Below are 15,678 nucleotides of genomic sequence, written 5' to 3' on the forward strand. Positions count from 1 at the left end.
AGGCCTGCATGGGACCTCCGTCCTGCATGGATTATGGGCATTGGACAGCCGTCATCCGCCGCCCGGCTCGCGGGCGGCGAATTCGTTAGAGCCGCTTGCCGGTCGCAGCGTCGAAGAGATGCGTCACGCTGGTGTCGGGCGTGATGCCGATGGTCTCGCCCGGCTTGGCGGTGATGCGCTCACGGAAGATGCAGGTCAGGTCCTGCCCGCCGCAGCGGACGACGACCTGCGTCTCCGAGCCCATCGGCTCGACGACCGCGACCTGGGCCTTCAGGCCATTCGGATCGAGCTGGAAGTGCTCGGGGCGGATGCCGAGCACGGCCGCGCGCCCTTCGGAATCCGCCGGATGCTGGCCGATCGGCCAGACGACGCCGCCTTCGGTCTCGAAGCCGTTGGCCGTGATCTTGCCCTTGAGCAGGTTCATCGACGGCGAGCCGATGAAGGCCGCGACGAACAGGTTCGCCGGATTGTCGTAGAGATCGAGCGGCGCGCCCATCTGCTCGACGATGCCGTCATGCATGACGACGATCTTGTCGGCCATGGTCATGGCCTCGATCTGGTCGTGCGTGACGTAGACCGTCGTGGTCTTCAGCCGCTGGTGCAATTCCTTGATCTCGGTGCGCATCTGAACGCGCAGCTTGGCATCGAGGTTCGAGAGCGGCTCGTCGAACAGGAAGACCTGCGGATCGCGGACGATGGCGCGACCCATGGCGACGCGCTGCCGCTGGCCGCCCGAGAGCTGGCGCGGAAAGCGCTCGAGCAGATTGTTCAGCCCGAGGATCTGCGCCGCCTTGTTGACGCGCTCGTCGATCTCGGCCTTCGGCGCCTTCCGGAGCTTCATCGAGAAGGCCATGTTGTCGGCGACCGTCATATGCGGATAGAGCGCATAGTTCTGGAACACCATGGCGATGTCGCGCTCCTTCGGAGGCACGTCGTTCACCACGCGCGGCCCGATCCGGATCTCGCCGCCCGAGATGTTCTCGAGCCCGGCGATCATCCGCAGCAGCGTCGACTTTCCGCAGCCCGAGGGGCCGACGAGGATGACGAATTCGCCGTCGTTGATGTCGATGTCGACGCCGTGGATGACCTGCGTAGACCCGTACGCCTTGCGTACATCGGCGATCTGGACTGAAGCCATGCCGTCTTCCCTGCTTTCCGTTCCCTGTCGCACCGCCCGTCGAGCAGGCAGTTAGCGACCACAATCGGTTTCTTGTGACCGAATGATGAAAGCGGACCTCGCCTGCTTCTGGCGATTGTGTCCGTTCCAGTCTGCGATAAAGTCATACGATAGAAGCGGGCGTGTCAAGCGCCGCCATGGCCTGCACCTCGCGCCCGATACGGGGCCGCGGCGAGGCGATCGAGGGAGGGGCTACCGATGCGCGTGCGCGACTTCTCGCGGCCGACGACTCTCAATCCGGACCGCCTCTTCGGCCAGGTCGCACAGAAGCTCGCGGTCGCGATCATCACCGGCCGCGTGAAGGCGGGCGAGGTCCTGCCCAACGAGGACGATCTGCGCTCGGACATCTCGGTTTCGCGCACCGCCTACCGCGAGGCGGTCAAGGTCCTGACGGCCAAGGGGCTGGTGGAGGCCCGCCCGAAGAGCGGCACCCGCGCCGCGTCGCGCGAACGCTGGAATCTGCTCGATCCGGACGTCCTCTCCTGGCATTTCGAGGCCGACCCGAACGAGCGATTCATTCGCGATCTCTTCGAGTTGCGCCGCTTCGTCGAGCCCAGCGCGGCCCGGCTCGCCGCCCAGCGCCGGACCTCCGCCGACATCGCCCGGATCGAGGCGGCCTATCGCGGCATGGTCGACAATCCGCCCTATGCCGAAGCGACGATCCGCGCCGATCTTGCTTTCCATGAAGCGATCTTCTCCGCGGCGCAGAATGCGGCGCTGCAATGCCTCGCCAGCGCCGTCATCGCCACGCTGCAATGGTCGCTGCTGCTCAAGACCGGCGACGAGGTCGCCTATGTCGAGTCCCTGCCCGATCACGAGCATGTGCTGCTCGCCATCATCGACCGCGACGGCGATCTGGCCTCGGCCCGCATGGCCGGGCTGGTGATCGATAGCCTGAACACGACCCTGGCCTCCATCGGCACGCACAACGCCACGGAGACCGGAAAAATCATGCGAATAAAGCATACTAAATAAGCGCCCGGCGCTCTGCTGCGGGGCGTCTTCGGGTATCGCTTATGCGACGGCACGGCTAGATTGGCCTGCCAAGCTGCGTAGTTTCATTTTAATCGATTCATAAGCCACGAATCAACGTTCCTCCCAGACTGATGGACAGCGCGAGATGACAGCCTCCGACAAGCCCGAGATCATCCAGACCGGCCCGCTGATGGCCTATGCCGCCGATCAGCTGAAAAGCCGCTTCGTCGTGCATGAACTCTGGAATGCGCCGGACCACGCCGCCCTGCTGCGGCAGGTCTCGGGCCGCGTGCGCGGCGTCGCGGCCGGCGGCGGGCACAACCGGGTCGATGTCGCACTCTTCGACGCGCTTCCCAAGCTCGAGATCGCATCCAGCTTCGGCGTCGGCTACGATCACGTCGACGCGGCCGAAGCCGGCCGGCGTGGCGTTGTCGTGACGAACACGCCCGACGTGCTGACCGACGAGGTCGCCGATCTCGCGATCGGCCTCCTGCTCGCCACCGTCCGCCAGTTGCCGCAGGTCGACCGCTACCTGCGCGAGGGCAAGTGGCTGAAGGCCAACTATCCGCTGACGACCTCGCTGCGGAAGCGTTCGGTCGGCATCGTCGGCCTCGGCCGCATCGGCAAGGCCGTCGCGCATCGTCTCGAAGCCTTCGGGCTCTCGGTCGCCTATCACGGCCGCTCGCGCCAGGAGGACGTGGCCTATCGCTATTATCCGTCGCTCGTCGAGATGGCCGCGGATGTCGACACGTTGATCTCGGTCGCGCCGGGTGGGGCCTCGACGCACCACATCATCAACGCCGAGGTACTGAAGGCGCTCGGACCGAACGGTATCGTCGTCAATGTCGGCCGCGGCACCGTGATCGACGAGCAGGCGCTGATCAAGGCGCTGCAGGACAAGACTATCCTCTCCGCCGGCCTCGACGTCTTCGAGGACGAGCCGCGCGTGCCGGCCGAGCTGATCGCGATCGAGCATGCCGTGCTGCTGCCCCATGTCGGCTCGGCCTCGGTCCACACCCGCGAGGCGATGGGCCAGCTTCTGGTCGACAATCTGGTTTCATGGTTCGATGGCAAGGGCCCGCTGACGCCCGTGCCGGAGACCCCATGGAAAAAGGCCTGATTCGCCGGCTGCTGCCGCTCATCCTCCTCGGCGCCGGCAGCCTGCCGGCCATCGCCCAGACGGCGCCGCTTCCACGCGGCGCCGACAAGGCCCCGGAGGCGATCCGCCGCTGGCTCGGCGCCTGGGATCTCGAAATGGAGGGTGCGACGCGCAGTTGCACCGTCACTCTCGGGGCGGAAACCACCGGCAATGTACGCCAGCTCCGCTTCCCCGCTACCTGCCGGCGCGCTTTGCCGATCCTCGACACGGCTGCGGCGTGGACGCTGGCCGCGAACGGGCAACCACTGCTGCTTGACGCCGGCGGCAAGGAAGTGATCGGCTTTCAGAAAGGCTCTCCCGAAGCCGGCAGCGACGGCAAGGGGCGCGATGGAAAAGCCTATCGGCTGGTCTCGAAGGATCATCCGCGCGCCGCAGCGCCCCGGCCTTCGAACTCCGCAGCCGCCGCGGCGACGGCCGCCCAGCGTCCAACGATCGTCGACCCGGCGAAAGCGCCGGCGGCCGAGGCATTGCCCGGGCGCTATTCGGTGATGCGCCAGCAGAATCGCGAAGCCTGCCGCCTCGTCCTTTCCCCGCCATCGGCGAACGGGAGCGCGACGGCCGCCTTCGAGGGTTCCTGCCAGGATACCGGGCTCACGATCTTCGACCCTGCCGGCTGGCGCTATGCCGGCGGCAGGCTCACGCTGGTGGCGCGCCGCGGCCACGGCACCGATCTGGTCTTCGAGAACGGCCAGTGGCGCAAGGACCCTGCGGTCGGCGCGCCCCTGCTGATGCGCAAACTCAATCCGTAGCGCTTGCTCGTTTTGTACGGAAACACCGTCATTCCGGACAAGCCGCGTTAGCGGCGCCGACCGGAATCCATCTGAGGGCTCTGCGCTCTAAGATGGATTCCGGGCCAAGCCCGGAATGACGGCACATTTACGTCGAAAGACGGCGCGATCCAGCGCCTCCGGCCGAAGCCCTATTCCGCCGCTTCCGCAGGCTTCAGCACGCCCCGGCGGATCTGGTCTTCCTCGATCGACTCGAAGAGCGCGCGGAAATTGCCCTCGCCGAAGCCGTCGTCGCCCTTGCGCTGGATGAACTCGAAGAAGATCGGCCCGAGCACGGTTCCCGAGAATATCTGCAGGAGCACCTTGCTCATCCTGCCTGCCTTTTCGCCAAGTGCGACCGCGCCCTCCCCGTCGATCAGGATGCCGGTGGCCTTCAGCCGATCGACCGGCTCGCCATGGTTCGGCACGCGGCCGTTGACCTTCTCGTAATAGGTCTCGGGCGGCGCCGGCATGAAGGGCAGGCCGTTGCGGCGCAGTTGCTCGACGCTGGCATAGATATCCCGCGCGCCGAGGGCGACATGCTGGATGCCCTCGCCTTTGTACTGGCGCAGGTATTCCTCGATCTGGCTCTTGTCGTCGAGCGACTCGTTGATCGGGATGCGGATCTTGCCGCAGGGCGAGGTCAGCGCCCGCGAGATCAGGCCGGTCAACTTGCCCTCGATGTTGAAGAAGCGGATCTCGCGGAAGTTGAAGAGCTCGCCGTACCAATCGGCCCAATGATCCATGCGGCCGCGCATGACATTGTGGGTCAGGTGGTCGAGGTAATACATCCCGGCCTGTTCGGGATGCGGATCGCGCTCTCCCAGCCACTCGAAATCGACATCCCAGATCGAGCCCTTCTCGCCATAGCGATCGACGAAGTAGAGCAGCGATCCGCCGATGCCGCGCACGGCCGGAATCGCGAGTTCGCCGGGGCCGATCGCGCTTTCATAGGGTTCGGCACCGAGCGACACCGCCCGCTCGAAGGCATGCTGGGCGTCGACGACGCGAAACGCCATCGCGCAGGCACAGGGGCCGTGCTCCGCCGCAAAGGCCTGGGCGAAGGAATCCGGCTCGGCATTGACGACGAAATTGACGTCGCCCTGCCGGTAGAGCGTCACCTGCTTCGAGCGATGGCGGGCGACCGGCTGGAAACCCATCGTCTCGAACAGGGCGCCGAGCTTCTCAGGCTCGGGATGGGCGAACTCGACGAACTCGAAGCCATCCGTCCCCATCGGATTGGCATCGGAGATTTCGGGCGGAGCGGCATCATGCGGAAAGGGGCCCATGGACATTCCTCCTGTTCTGTTGATGGCCCATGGTCGCGCAGAAAAGGAGAATGAGGCGTGCAAATCTGTACGCAGACTCGCAAATGATGCATCATCCGCGCGTAGCAGATCGAAACAGCGCACGATATGACCACTCTCGACACACTCGACTGGCGCCTGCTCGATGCCTTGCAGCGCGACGCCTCGCTGACCAACGCCGCCCTTGCGGAGCAGATCGGGCTCTCCGCCAGCCAGGTCTCGCGCCGCCGCCAGCGCCTGGAGCAGGATGGCGTCATCCGCGGCTATCGCGCCGCGCTGGAACCCGCCGCCGTGGGCCTCGGCGTCATCGTGTTCATCCATGTCGCGCTCGATACCCATTCGCGCGACAACGCCCGGCGCTTCCGCGATCTCGTCCGGCTGACCCCGTCGATCCTCGAAGCCCACGCATTGACCGGCGAGGCGGATTACCTGCTGAAGGTCGCGGTCGGCGACCTCAAGGCGCTCGCCCGGCTCRTCAACGAAATCCTGATGCCGCATGAAAGCGTGGCGCGCGTTCGCTCCGAGATCGCGCTCGAGACGCTGAAGGAGCCGGGGCTACTGCCGCTGCCCATGACATAGCGCAAAGCCCATGCAGACTGCTCCATTGTCATGCCGCTTTCATAATGCTGATCGATCCCGACCGCTCCATATTGCACTGCGCCACGACAGGAGACTCCCATGTTCAATGCCAAATCGCTGCTCGACGCCCTGATCAGCGCCGGCAGCCAGGCAGGTGCGCAGGCGGGGCAGCAGGGTGGCCTTGGCGGGATGCTGGGCGGTCTGGCGGAGCAGGTGCAGCGTTCGGGCGGTCTCGGCGGTCTTGCCGGCCAGATCATGACCCAGGCTACGCAGGGCGTCGGCGACGCCGCGCGCCAGACCGGCGTGCAGCAGGGCGCCAACGACGCCCTCGGCAAGGTCACGGGCGGCCGGACGCCCGACCAGCTCATCGAGCAGGCGAAGGGCCTGTTCAGCAGCAACCCTGCGCTGGCGACGGCCGTGCTCGGCGGCCTCGGCGCGCTGGTGTTCGGCACCAGCACCGGGCGCTCCGTGGCAGGTTCGGCCGCAAAGCTCGGCGGTCTCGCGCTGATCGGCGGCCTCGCCTACAAGGCCTACCAGAACTACCAGGCCGGAAAGCCGCTGCTCGACAGCCGCCAGCAGGAGGTTCTGCCAGCCCCCGCCGGCACCGGCTTCGAGCCGCAGGCGGCGAGCGAAGCCACCGCCCTCGTCTTCATCCGCGCCATGATCGCCGCGGCTGCCGCCGATGGGCATATCGACACGGAAGAGCGCAGCACCATTCTCGGTGGGCTCAAGGAAGCCGGCCTCGACCGGGAGGCTCATGACTGGCTGGCCAAGGAAATGGCGAATCCTGCATCGATCGATGCCCTCGTCGAGGCCGCCGAAAGCCCGGAACTCGCTGCGCAGATCTATACGGCCGCGCGCATCGCCATCAACCCTGAAACCGCCCCCGAGAAGGACTTCCTGGCCGGTCTGGCCGGCTCTCTCGGGCTCGACGCAGAGCTGGTCGCCAATATCGACGCCGCCGCCAGCGCCGCGAAGGTCTGAACACGCCGCTTCAGGCAACGCCCGCCGGAAGCGATGCAGCCGGGGTTCGCCGCCTGCGGAAGCGGGCTGTTAAGCATGGATTTGAAATCAGTGCTCGTTTTTGACGCCATATGCACCCCCGTTTAGGAGTTTGGCGCCGATAACGCCCGCGCCGGGGTAACCGGCCGCCGGGCCTGCCATGCGCGCCGGCGCATGCGCAGGAGCGACGGGCCGGGCTATGTCTTTGACCGCAATGATCTGGGCGATGCGGCCGCTTCACTGGCTGAAGAACGGCCTGGTCTTCATTCCGATCCTGCTGAACCATGACGTTTTCGACATCGAGGCGCTCTGGCATGGCCTGATCGCCTTCGTCGCCTTCAGCCTGATCGCCTCGGCGATCTATCTCCTGAACGACATCATGGATGTCGAGGCCGATCGACACCATCCGACGAAGTGCAAGCGGCCGCTCGCAGCCGGCGAGATCACGCAGACGCAGGCTTACGCTGCCGTCCCCGTGCTGCTCGTCGCGGCCTTCTCTACGGTCATGTTCGTACCGCAGCCGAAAATCTTCGCGCTTTCGCTGCTGGCCTATCTCTTCCTGGCGCTCGCCTATCTGCTGTTCCTGAAACGCAAGCTCCTGGTCGACGTGCTTGGGCTCGCCGCCATGCATACGCTGCGCATCCTCGCCGGCAATGCCGCCGCGGCCATCCCCGTCTCGTCCTGGCTGCTTGCCTTCTCGATGTTCCTGTTCCTCAGCCTCGCTCTGGTGAAGCGCTATGCCGAGCTGAGGATCACCCAGGATCAGTCCGGGCTGAAGAAGGCCGGGCGCGGCTATCATGCCGAGGACATCGAGGCCCTCTCCCAGCTCGGCATGGCGTCGGGCTGCACCTGCGCACTGATCATGGCGCTCTATGTCGACAGTGCCAATGTGAAGCAGCTCTACCGGCACCCCGAGCTGATCTGGCTGGTCTGCCCGATCATCCTCTACCAGATGGCGCGGATCTGGTTCCTGGCACGTCGCGGCCACATGCCGGACGACCCGCTCGTCTTCATGATCCGCGACTGGCGCAGTCAGGTCATGGGCTTGCTGGTGGTCGCGATCATGATCGCGGCGACACTCCTGCCGTGACAGATCCCCTCGCCGACTACCGCTCCTGGGGCGGGCTCGCGGCCCGCGACAGCGAGATCGTCGATGCGCGGGATTGGCTCGATGCCCCTGGCCGTTATCGGCAGCCTGCGCTCGCCTACGGCAATGGCCGCTCCTACGGCGATTCCTGCCTGAACGAGGGCGGCGCGCTGATCGACACGCGCGGAATGGACGAAATCCTGTTCTTCGATCGCGAGACCGGCCTGCTGACCTGCGGGGCCGGCCTGCTGCTCGACCGCCTGCTCGAACTCACCGTGCCGGCCGGCTGGTTTCCGCCGGTCACGCCCGGCACCAGCTTCGTCACCATCGGCGGCGCGCTCGCCAACGATGTCCATGGCAAGAACCATCACGGAGCCGGCACCTTCGGCCGCCACGTCCGCGCCCTGGAGCTGGTGCGCTCCGATGGCCAGCGCCTGATCTGTGCACCGGATCTGAACCCGGCGCTTTTCGCCGCGACGGTCGGCGGCCTCGGCCTCACCGGGCTGGTGACGCAGGTGACCGTGCAGCTGATGCCGATCGCCTCGGCCGAGATGGAGCAGGAGGTGCTGCATTTCGACGGGCTCGCCCGCTTCTTCGAGATCTCCGCCGAATCCGACGCAACCCATGACTACACCGTCGCCTGGATCGACTCTCTGGCCAGCGGCCCCAATTTCGGGCGGGGCGTCTTCTTCCGTGCCAACCACGCACCGTCCACGGGCGAAGCGGCGCCCCGCAGCGCGCGCGGCCTGTCTTTTCCGCTGAAGCCTCCGGTTCCCCTCATCAACCGGATGACGCTTCACGCCTTCAACTGGCTCTATCGGAACGCCCAGCCCCGCGACGGCTCGATCCGGCGCGTGCCGTATCGCCCCTTCTTCTATCCGCTCGACCGGGTCCGCGACTGGAACCGCGCCTACGGCCCGCAAGGCCTGCGGCAATTCCAGTGCGTGATCCCGATGGCCCATGCCCATGAGGCCGTCGCGGCGATGCTGCACCGGACATTGGCCGCCGGCGAGTCCTCATTCCTCACGGTGCTGAAGCTCTTCGGCGACAAGCCCTCTCCCGGCCTGATGTCCTTCCCGATGCCAGGGGCGACACTGACGCTCGACTTTCCCAATCGCGGGGAAAGAACGGCGAGGCTGCTGACCGAACTGGACGGTATCGCCATCGCCGCCCGCGGCAGGATCAGCCCCTACAAGGATGCACGCATGCCGGCGGCGACTTTCGAGGCCTCCTTCCCCCGCTGGCGCGACTTCGCTGTTCATGTCGACCCGGGGTTCTCCTCGGATTTCTGGCGGCGCGTCAGCGCCGGCTGAGGCCTCCCAAAATAATCGACATCGGCTTTGAACCTTCCGGCCAGGCTCCGCGACCAATGAGCATGGAGGGCGAAGGTTCGCTCTCGCAACAGTCGGGAGAGACGAGCATGACGACGTTCCGCAAGACCGTGACCGCCACCCTCGCGGCCGTGACCCTGGCCACCACCCTGATCGCGTCCGGCGCCGAGGCGCGCCCGCGCTGGGGTTATGGCTACGGTGGCTGGGGCGTCGGAGCCGGTGTGGTCGGCGCGCTCGCCGCCGGTGCCATCATCGCCTCGGCCGCTCGCCCGGCATATGGCTACGGCTACTACGCTGCCCCCGTCCGCTCCTGCGACATGGTCGAGCGCTTCGACCGCTGGGGCAACGTCATCGGCTACCGCCGGGTCTGCGGTTACTACTGAGCTTCCCTGGACGACCCTGTTTCGAGACCCCACACTCAAAAGGCCGGCGCAAGCCGGCCTCTTTTTTGTTGGCGATGCTCGCGTCGTCAGCCCTTGGCGGCCGCGATCTTGCGCAGATAACCGGTGACGATTCCGGTAACGCCGCGCGACAGCACATCCTCGAACGCCGCGAGGAACTGATCGCACTGCTGGCGCGTGACGATCAGCGGCGGCTCCAGCCGGATGACATTTCGGTTGTACTCGGTGAAGGCGACGAGCACGTCGTGCTCCTTCAGGAGCAACGCGCCGACGAAGCCGCAGAGCGAGCCCTTCAACTTGTCGTCGAGCAGCGCGACCATCTGCTTCACCCCGAAAGGCATGGTCTCGCTGATGTCCTGGAACTCGATCCCGATCATCAGCCCGCGGCCGCGGATCTCCTTCAGCAGGGTCGGATACTTCGCACGAAGCCCGTTCAGTCGCTCGATCAGATAATCGCCCTGGCGCTGGGCATTTCCCATCAGGTCTTCGTCGTAGAGGACGTTGAGGGCCTCGATGGAGGAGATGCAGGCTTCGCCCATGCCGCCGAAGGTCGCCTGCGCATGGATCAGCGCGCTCTTCGGCTTGCCATAGGCCTTCATGTAGATCTCGCGACGCGCGATCATCGCGCCCATCGCCGCCTTGGAGCCGCCGAGCGCCTTAGCGAGCGCGGTGACATCAGGCACCACGCCGTCGCGCTCGAAGGCGAAGAACTGTCCTGTGCGGCCGAGCCCGCATTGCACCTCGTCGGCAACCCAAAGCACGCCATGCTTGTCGCAGAGCGCCCGAAGCTCGCGCCAGAAACCCTCCGGCGCCTCGACGATGCCGCCGCCGCCCTGGATCGTCTCCATCACCACGATGCCGATCGAGGGGTCGCTTTCCAGCGCCTGCCGGACCGCGGCGATGTCGCCGAACGGCACCTTGACCCGGTTCTCGACCAGCTTGAATTGCGACTGGTAGAGCGTCGAATCCGTGATCGAGAGCACGCCCTTGGTCTTGCCGTGGAAGGAGTTCGCGGCGTGCAGGATCTTCGACTTGGCCGGCCCCTGGGCCTGCTCGGCGACCTTCAGCGCCGCTTCCATCGCCTCCGAGCCGGTCGAGCCGAGGAAGACCATGTCGAGATCGCCAGGCGCGATGGTGGCGAGGTTCTTCGCCAGCGCCGCGGCGTATTGCGACATGAAGGCCATGCAGATCTCATGGCGGTTCTCGTCTTGGAACTTCTGCCGGGCCGCAACGATGCGCGGATGGTTATGGCCGAAGGCGACCGAGCAGAAGCCCCCGAAGAAATCGAGGATCTTGCGGCCGTCCCTGGTGATGTAGTGCATGCCCTCGGCACGATCGACGAGGATCTTGTCGAAACCGAGCAGCTTCAGGAAGTGCAGCTGGCCGGGGTTGATATGAGCGGCGAAGAGCTCCTTCACCTGCGCCGCGTCGAGCTGCTTGGCGGCTTCGACGCTGATGAGCTGCGGCCGGGCGGCGGTCATGGGGGCATCCTCGTGCTTGAAGGCGGGCATGCTCATGCTGCGAGGCTCCTCTCGGCCTGTTTCTGGCCGTCCTTGGCCTTGCGATATTCGGTATAGGCGGCGAGCAGCATGTCCTCATCGCGATGTTGCGGCCGCCAACCGAGCTCGCGCTTGGCCTTGGAGGTATCGAGGATGCAGATCTCGTCGGCGATCTTGTATTGCTCGGGGTCCATGATCGGCAGGTTGACGGCGTCGAGCGCATCGAGCGTCAGCTTCACCAGCGAGGCCGGCGTCGGCAGCAGGATCGATTTCGAGCCCGCATGCCTGATCAGGTCGCCGAGCAGCTTCTTCACCGGCGGCGGATCGTCGGAGCCGAGGTTGTAGGCCTCGTTCGGGAAGCCGGCCTTCCAGGCCGCCACGCAGGCGCTGGCGCAGTCGAAGACCGAGATGAACTGGTAGGGGTTGTTGCCCCCGCCGATCATCGGCACCGGCAGGTTCATGTCGATCAGCTTGAACAGCTTGATCAGGATGCCGAGCCGGCCCGGCCCGATGATCAGCCGCGGCCGGAAGATCGGAATGCGGAAACCCTTCGCCCGGTAGTCATCGGCGAGGCGCTCGGTCGCCAGCTTGCTCTCGCCATATTCGCCGAGCGGCTTGGCCGGATGCGTCTCGTCCTGCGGCACCCGCACCGAATGGCCATAGATCATGTCGGTGGTGAAATGGACGAGGCGGTCGGCGCCGTTCTTCTCCATCCAGCTCAGGATGTTCTGGGTGCCGTGATAGTTCACCGGCCAGAAGAAGTCGTGGCGTTCCGCGCGCGTCACGATCGGGGACAGCATCTTGGCCGAGAGGTTGTAGACCACGTCCGCCGGCGAGAGCGGAATGCTCTCGACGCTTTCCGCCCGGGTGACGTCGATCTTCAGGAACGGCACGGTGGCGTAATGCGGGTGATCGCTCTTCTGGATGTCCGCGACCAGCACCTCCTCGCCCATGGCGGTCAGGTCTGCCGCCAGATGCGAGCCGACGAAGCCGTCGCCGCCGATGATGATGTGCTTCATCGTCTCATCCCCTCGGAGCGACCGGCAGGCGCGGGCGCCGGTTGCGCACGGGCACGGGGATCGGCTGCGGCACGGCCGGCGGCTCGAACAGGGCGCCGAGGCGCAGGAACAGGCGAACGATCAGGTCCATGATATCCTCAGCTTTGTGCGATGAAGATGGTGCCGAGCACGATGAAGCCGATGCCGGCGATGCGCATGGCGCCCAGATCCTCGTGGAATACGAAGTAGGCGTAGGCCGCGACCACGACATAAGCGAGGCTCAGGAACGGGTAGGCGTAGCTGATCTGCACCTTCGACAGCACGATCAGATGCGAGGCCATGCTGATGACGAAGGTGCATAGACCAGCCAAGACGAAGGGGTTGAAGACGACACGGAAGACCGTGCCGATCAGGCCGTCGCCGGCGACATCGAGCGAGCCGACCCCGCTCATGCCGCGCTTCAGCATGAGCTGCGCGGCGGCATTGGTCAGCACCGTGAACAGGATCAGGGGAAGATAGGTGTTCATCGTGGTGCTGGCCGGCTCCGCATGGCTGTGTCGCCCATGGGAATGCAGCGGAAAATACTTCAAATGCCTTAGGGACCTGGACCGACTTGATCGTAGCGTTAAGGGGAAGCTGCTGCGATCATCGGAATTCGCCATTGATCAGATCGCTGACGCCATCTGACATCGGACGGAATAACCTTGCCGGCTCCCGGATCGGAGATCGGCCATGCCTCTTCCCAACCGCGTCAGGCCCGACGGCACGCTCTTCGCCGATCCGGCGCGCGGCCTGTTCTTCGGCAATCGCGGCGGCCGCTTCCACGATCCCGCACGGCAGGAGGTGCCCTCGCGCCTGCAGGCGACGCATCACTGGCTCTGCTGCGTGCTCTCCTTCAAGGACCGCCAGCGCCGGGTCTGGGGCCGCGGCTACACCGAGCTGTTCTTCTGCGACGAGGTGACGGCGTTCGCCGCCGGCCACCGCCCCTGCATGGAATGCCGCCGCCGCGACGCGCTCGCCTATCGCGATGCGCTCGTGAAGGGGCTGGGGCTCACGGAGACCCCGCTCTTCCCCGAAATGGATCGCATCCTCGATGCCGACCGCCGGATCGGCCGGACGAAGCGCACGCATCGGCTGGCCACCGAGCAACTGCCCGACGGCGCGATGCTGCTTTCCGACGATGGCAAGTCGTTTCTGGCGCTGCGCGGAACCTCGGCCCTGCTCTGGTCGCCGGCCGGCTATGTCGCGCGGGGCGACCGGCCGCAGGGGATGGCGACCGTCCTGACCCCGCCCGCCACGCTGGCGGCGTTGACGCAGGGCTATCGCCCTGTCTGGCACCCGAGCGCGGAGGCTCTGCTGACTTTGGGGCCCACCGGCACCTAGGAACTTTCGCCCACTGCCGAGCGTTGCCGCAGCATCATCGTTCCAACGAGGGGCTGCAAATGCGTTCCATTGTCCTGTGGCTTGTAGGTGTTCCGATCCCGATCATCATCCTGCTATGGTTCTTCATGAAATAGGGCCTTGCCCCGTTCATGGATCAAGGCCGGGCTCCTGCCCGGCCTTCTTCTTTTGGAACGCAGTACCGCCACCGGCTGACAGGCCATCATGTTTCACCCGCATGCTTCTCCGGTCGCAACGCAGCCCAACCTGGCCTATATGCGCTCCATGCCTCCATCCTCCGCACCCCCGATCATCTCGGTCTCCGGCCTGTCCAAGACCTATGATTCCGGCTTCAGCGCGTTGAAGACGGTCGATCTCGACATCAGGCGAGGCGAAATCTTCGCCCTGCTCGGGCCCAACGGCGCCGGCAAGACCACGCTGATCAGCATCATCTGCGGCCTGGTGCGTCCGAGCACCGGCACCGTCCTCGCCGACGGCCACGACATCCTGCGCGACTACCGCGCGGCCCGCGCCGCCATCGGCCTCGTGCCGCAGGAGCTGACCACCGACGCCTTCGAAACGGTCTGGGGCACGGTCAACTTCAGCCGCGGCCTGTTCGGCAAGCCGAAGGATCCCGGCCGGATCGAGCACATCCTCAAGGACCTTTCGCTCTGGGACAAGCGCGACAGCCAGATCCGCATGTTGTCCGGCGGCATGAAGCGCCGCGTGATGATCGCCAAGGCCCTCTCGCACGAGCCGCGCATCCTCTTCCTCGACGAGCCGACGGCCGGCGTCGATGTCGAGCTGCGGCAGGACATGTGGCAGATGGTGCGCCGGCTCAAGGATGACGGCGTCACCATCATCCTGACGACCCACTACATCGAGGAAGCCGAGGAGATGGCTGATCGGGTGGGCGTCATCTCCAAGGGCGAGATCATCCTCGTCGAGGAGAAGGCCGAGCTGATGCGCAAGCTCGGCAAGAAGCAGCTCGCGCTGCAGCTCCAGCAGCCGATCGCCGCACTTCCGGAGGCTCTCGCGAGCTTCGACCTCAGGCTTTCCGCCGGCGGCGACGAGATCGTCTACACCTATGACACGCAGGCCGAGCGCACCGGCATCACCACGCTGCTCCAGACCCTGTCCGAAGCCGGAATCCGCTTCCGCGACCTCAGCACCAGCCAGAGTTCGCTGGAGGACATCTTCGTCAGCCTGGTGAGGGAGCGGGCATGAGCGCCGCGAGCTTCAATCCGCGCGCCATCGCCGCGATCTACCGCTTCGAGATGGCGCGCACCTGGCGCACGCCATTGCAGAGCATCGTCTCGCCCGTGCTCTCGACCTCGCTCTATTTCATCGTCTTCGGCGGTGCGATCGGCTCGCGCATGCAGTCGATCGAGGGCGTGCCCTACGGCGCCTTCATCGTGCCGGGCCTGATCATGCTCTCGCTGCTGACGCAGAGCATCGCCAACGCCTCCTTCGCGATCTACTTCCCGAAGTTCACCGGCACGATCTACGAACTTCTCTCGGCGCCGGTCGCCTGGTGGGAGGCTGTGATCGGCTATGTCGGCGCCGCCGCGACGAAATCGATCCTGCTCGGCCTCATCATCCTGGCCACCGCGACCTTCTTCGTGCCGCTCCGGATCGAGCACCCCTTCATGATGCTGCTCTTCCTGGTGCTGACGGCGACGACCTTCAGCCTGTTCGGCTTCATCATCGGCATCTGGGCCGATGGCTTCGAGAAGCTGCAGGTCATCCCGCTGCTGATCGTCACGCCCCTCGCCTTCCTCGGCGGCTCCTTCTATTCGATCAGCATGCTGCCGCCCTTCTGGCGGACGGTGACGCTGTTCAACCCGGTCGTCTATCTGATCAGCGGCTTCCGCTGGAGCTTCTTCGGGCTCGCCGATGTCAGCCTCGGCGTCAGCCTGGGCATGACCGTGCTGTTCCTGGTCGCATGCATCGCCGCCGTCGGCTGGATCTTCAAGACGGGCTACCGGCTCAAGAACTGACCACCCATCGCCGTTG

17 protein-coding genes are annotated in these 15,678 nt (G+C 65.7%); 11 read left to right on the plus strand and 6 right to left on the minus strand.

From position 1 onward, the window contains the following. Positions 1 to 85: 85 nt before the first annotated feature. Positions 86 to 1,138 carry an ABC transporter ATP-binding protein gene (locus tag AC1DVA_RS17945; RefSeq protein WP_265050225.1) on the minus strand — a complete coding sequence of 351 codons (1,053 nt, stop codon included), beginning with the start codon at positions 1,136 to 1,138 and terminating at the stop codon, positions 86 to 88. Positions 1,139 to 1,375: 237 nt separating this feature from the next. Here AC1DVA_RS17945 and AC1DVA_RS17950 point away from each other — a divergent pair, with 237 nt between their 5' ends. From AC1DVA_RS17950 to AC1DVA_RS17960, 3 genes are all read left to right on the plus strand, one after another. Next, positions 1,376 to 2,152, plus strand: coding sequence for a FadR/GntR family transcriptional regulator (locus AC1DVA_RS17950; protein WP_265050226.1), 777 nt, complete (start codon positions 1,376 to 1,378; stop codon positions 2,150 to 2,152). Positions 2,153 to 2,297: 145 nt separating this feature from the next. Then, entirely contained in the window at positions 2,298 to 3,272 is a 975-nt protein-coding gene (locus AC1DVA_RS17955; RefSeq protein WP_265050227.1) for a 2-hydroxyacid dehydrogenase, read from the plus strand. After that, a complete protein-coding gene (locus AC1DVA_RS17960) occupies positions 3,257 to 4,060 on the plus strand; it encodes an AprI/Inh family metalloprotease inhibitor (protein ID WP_476806780.1) in 804 nt (267 codons plus the stop codon). The genes AC1DVA_RS17955 and AC1DVA_RS17960 overlap by 16 nt, the downstream gene beginning before the upstream one ends. A gap of 170 nt (positions 4,061 to 4,230) precedes the next feature. On the opposite strand, the gene hppD is transcribed toward AC1DVA_RS17960, so the two are convergent. Continuing rightward, entirely contained in the window at positions 4,231 to 5,367 is a 1,137-nt protein-coding gene (gene hppD / locus AC1DVA_RS17965) for a 4-hydroxyphenylpyruvate dioxygenase (RefSeq protein WP_265050229.1), read from the minus strand. A 126-nt stretch (positions 5,368 to 5,493) separates the two neighbouring features. On the opposite strand from hppD, the gene AC1DVA_RS17970 reads away from it, so the two are divergent. From AC1DVA_RS17970 to AC1DVA_RS17990, 5 genes are all read left to right on the plus strand, one after another. Then, the gene (locus AC1DVA_RS17970) at positions 5,494 to 5,964 is read left to right on the plus strand and encodes an Lrp/AsnC family transcriptional regulator (RefSeq protein ID WP_476806781.1); all 471 of its coding nucleotides are present in this window, start codon (positions 5,494 to 5,496) and stop codon (positions 5,962 to 5,964) included. 99 nt (positions 5,965 to 6,063) lie between these two features. Further along, positions 6,064 to 6,948, plus strand: a complete 885-nt coding sequence (locus AC1DVA_RS17975; RefSeq protein WP_476806782.1) for a tellurite resistance TerB family protein — start codon at positions 6,064 to 6,066, stop codon at positions 6,946 to 6,948. A 217-nt stretch (positions 6,949 to 7,165) separates the two neighbouring features. Continuing rightward, positions 7,166 to 8,056, plus strand: a complete 891-nt coding sequence (locus AC1DVA_RS17980; RefSeq protein ID WP_265050232.1) for a UbiA family prenyltransferase — start codon at positions 7,166 to 7,168, stop codon at positions 8,054 to 8,056. Then, positions 8,053 to 9,366, plus strand: coding sequence for an FAD-binding oxidoreductase (locus AC1DVA_RS17985; protein WP_265050233.1), 1,314 nt, complete (start codon positions 8,053 to 8,055; stop codon positions 9,364 to 9,366). The genes AC1DVA_RS17980 and AC1DVA_RS17985 overlap by 4 nt, the downstream gene beginning before the upstream one ends. A gap of 107 nt (positions 9,367 to 9,473) precedes the next feature. Further along, positions 9,474 to 9,767, plus strand: a complete 294-nt coding sequence (locus tag AC1DVA_RS17990; protein WP_476806783.1) for a hypothetical protein — start codon at positions 9,474 to 9,476, stop codon at positions 9,765 to 9,767. 86 nt (positions 9,768 to 9,853) lie between these two features. On the opposite strand, the gene AC1DVA_RS17995 is transcribed toward AC1DVA_RS17990, so the two are convergent. The 4 genes from AC1DVA_RS17995 to AC1DVA_RS18010 are packed head-to-tail and all read right to left on the minus strand — an operon-like array spanning position 9,854 to position 12,809. Next, positions 9,854 to 11,302 (minus strand): aspartate aminotransferase family protein, encoded by a 1,449-nt coding sequence (locus tag AC1DVA_RS17995; protein WP_265050235.1) that lies wholly within the window; start codon positions 11,300 to 11,302, stop codon positions 9,854 to 9,856. After that, positions 11,299 to 12,303 (minus strand): NAD-dependent epimerase/dehydratase family protein, encoded by a 1,005-nt coding sequence (locus tag AC1DVA_RS18000; RefSeq protein WP_265050236.1) that lies wholly within the window; start codon positions 12,301 to 12,303, stop codon positions 11,299 to 11,301. Before AC1DVA_RS18000 ends, AC1DVA_RS17995 begins: the two co-directional genes overlap by 4 nt. Positions 12,304 to 12,307: 4 nt before the next feature. Then, positions 12,308 to 12,433 (minus strand): hypothetical protein, encoded by a 126-nt coding sequence (locus AC1DVA_RS18005; RefSeq protein WP_476806784.1) that lies wholly within the window; start codon positions 12,431 to 12,433, stop codon positions 12,308 to 12,310. 7 nt (positions 12,434 to 12,440) lie between these two features. Then, positions 12,441 to 12,809, minus strand: a complete 369-nt coding sequence (locus AC1DVA_RS18010; RefSeq protein ID WP_265050238.1) for a DMT family transporter — start codon at positions 12,807 to 12,809, stop codon at positions 12,441 to 12,443. Between the two features lie 205 nt (positions 12,810 to 13,014). Between AC1DVA_RS18010 and AC1DVA_RS18015 the strand changes: the two genes are divergently transcribed. The 3 genes from AC1DVA_RS18015 to AC1DVA_RS18025 all read left to right on the plus strand — a co-directional run bounded on the left by AC1DVA_RS18015 (position 13,015) and on the right by AC1DVA_RS18025 (position 15,662). After that, a complete protein-coding gene (locus AC1DVA_RS18015; protein ID WP_476806785.1) occupies positions 13,015 to 13,665 on the plus strand; it encodes a hypothetical protein in 651 nt (216 codons plus the stop codon). Positions 13,666 to 13,947: 282 nt separating this feature from the next. Beyond that, positions 13,948 to 14,889: an ABC transporter ATP-binding protein gene (locus AC1DVA_RS18020; RefSeq protein WP_265050240.1), complete on the plus strand. Its 942-nt coding sequence runs from the start codon at positions 13,948 to 13,950 to the stop codon at positions 14,887 to 14,889. Continuing rightward, positions 14,886 to 15,662, plus strand: coding sequence for an ABC transporter permease (locus tag AC1DVA_RS18025; RefSeq protein ID WP_265050241.1), 777 nt, complete (start codon positions 14,886 to 14,888; stop codon positions 15,660 to 15,662). The genes AC1DVA_RS18020 and AC1DVA_RS18025 overlap by 4 nt, the downstream gene beginning before the upstream one ends. Positions 15,663 to 15,678 lie beyond the last annotated feature (16 nt).

This window comes from Allobosea sp. P4_C6 (assembly GCF_056402015.1).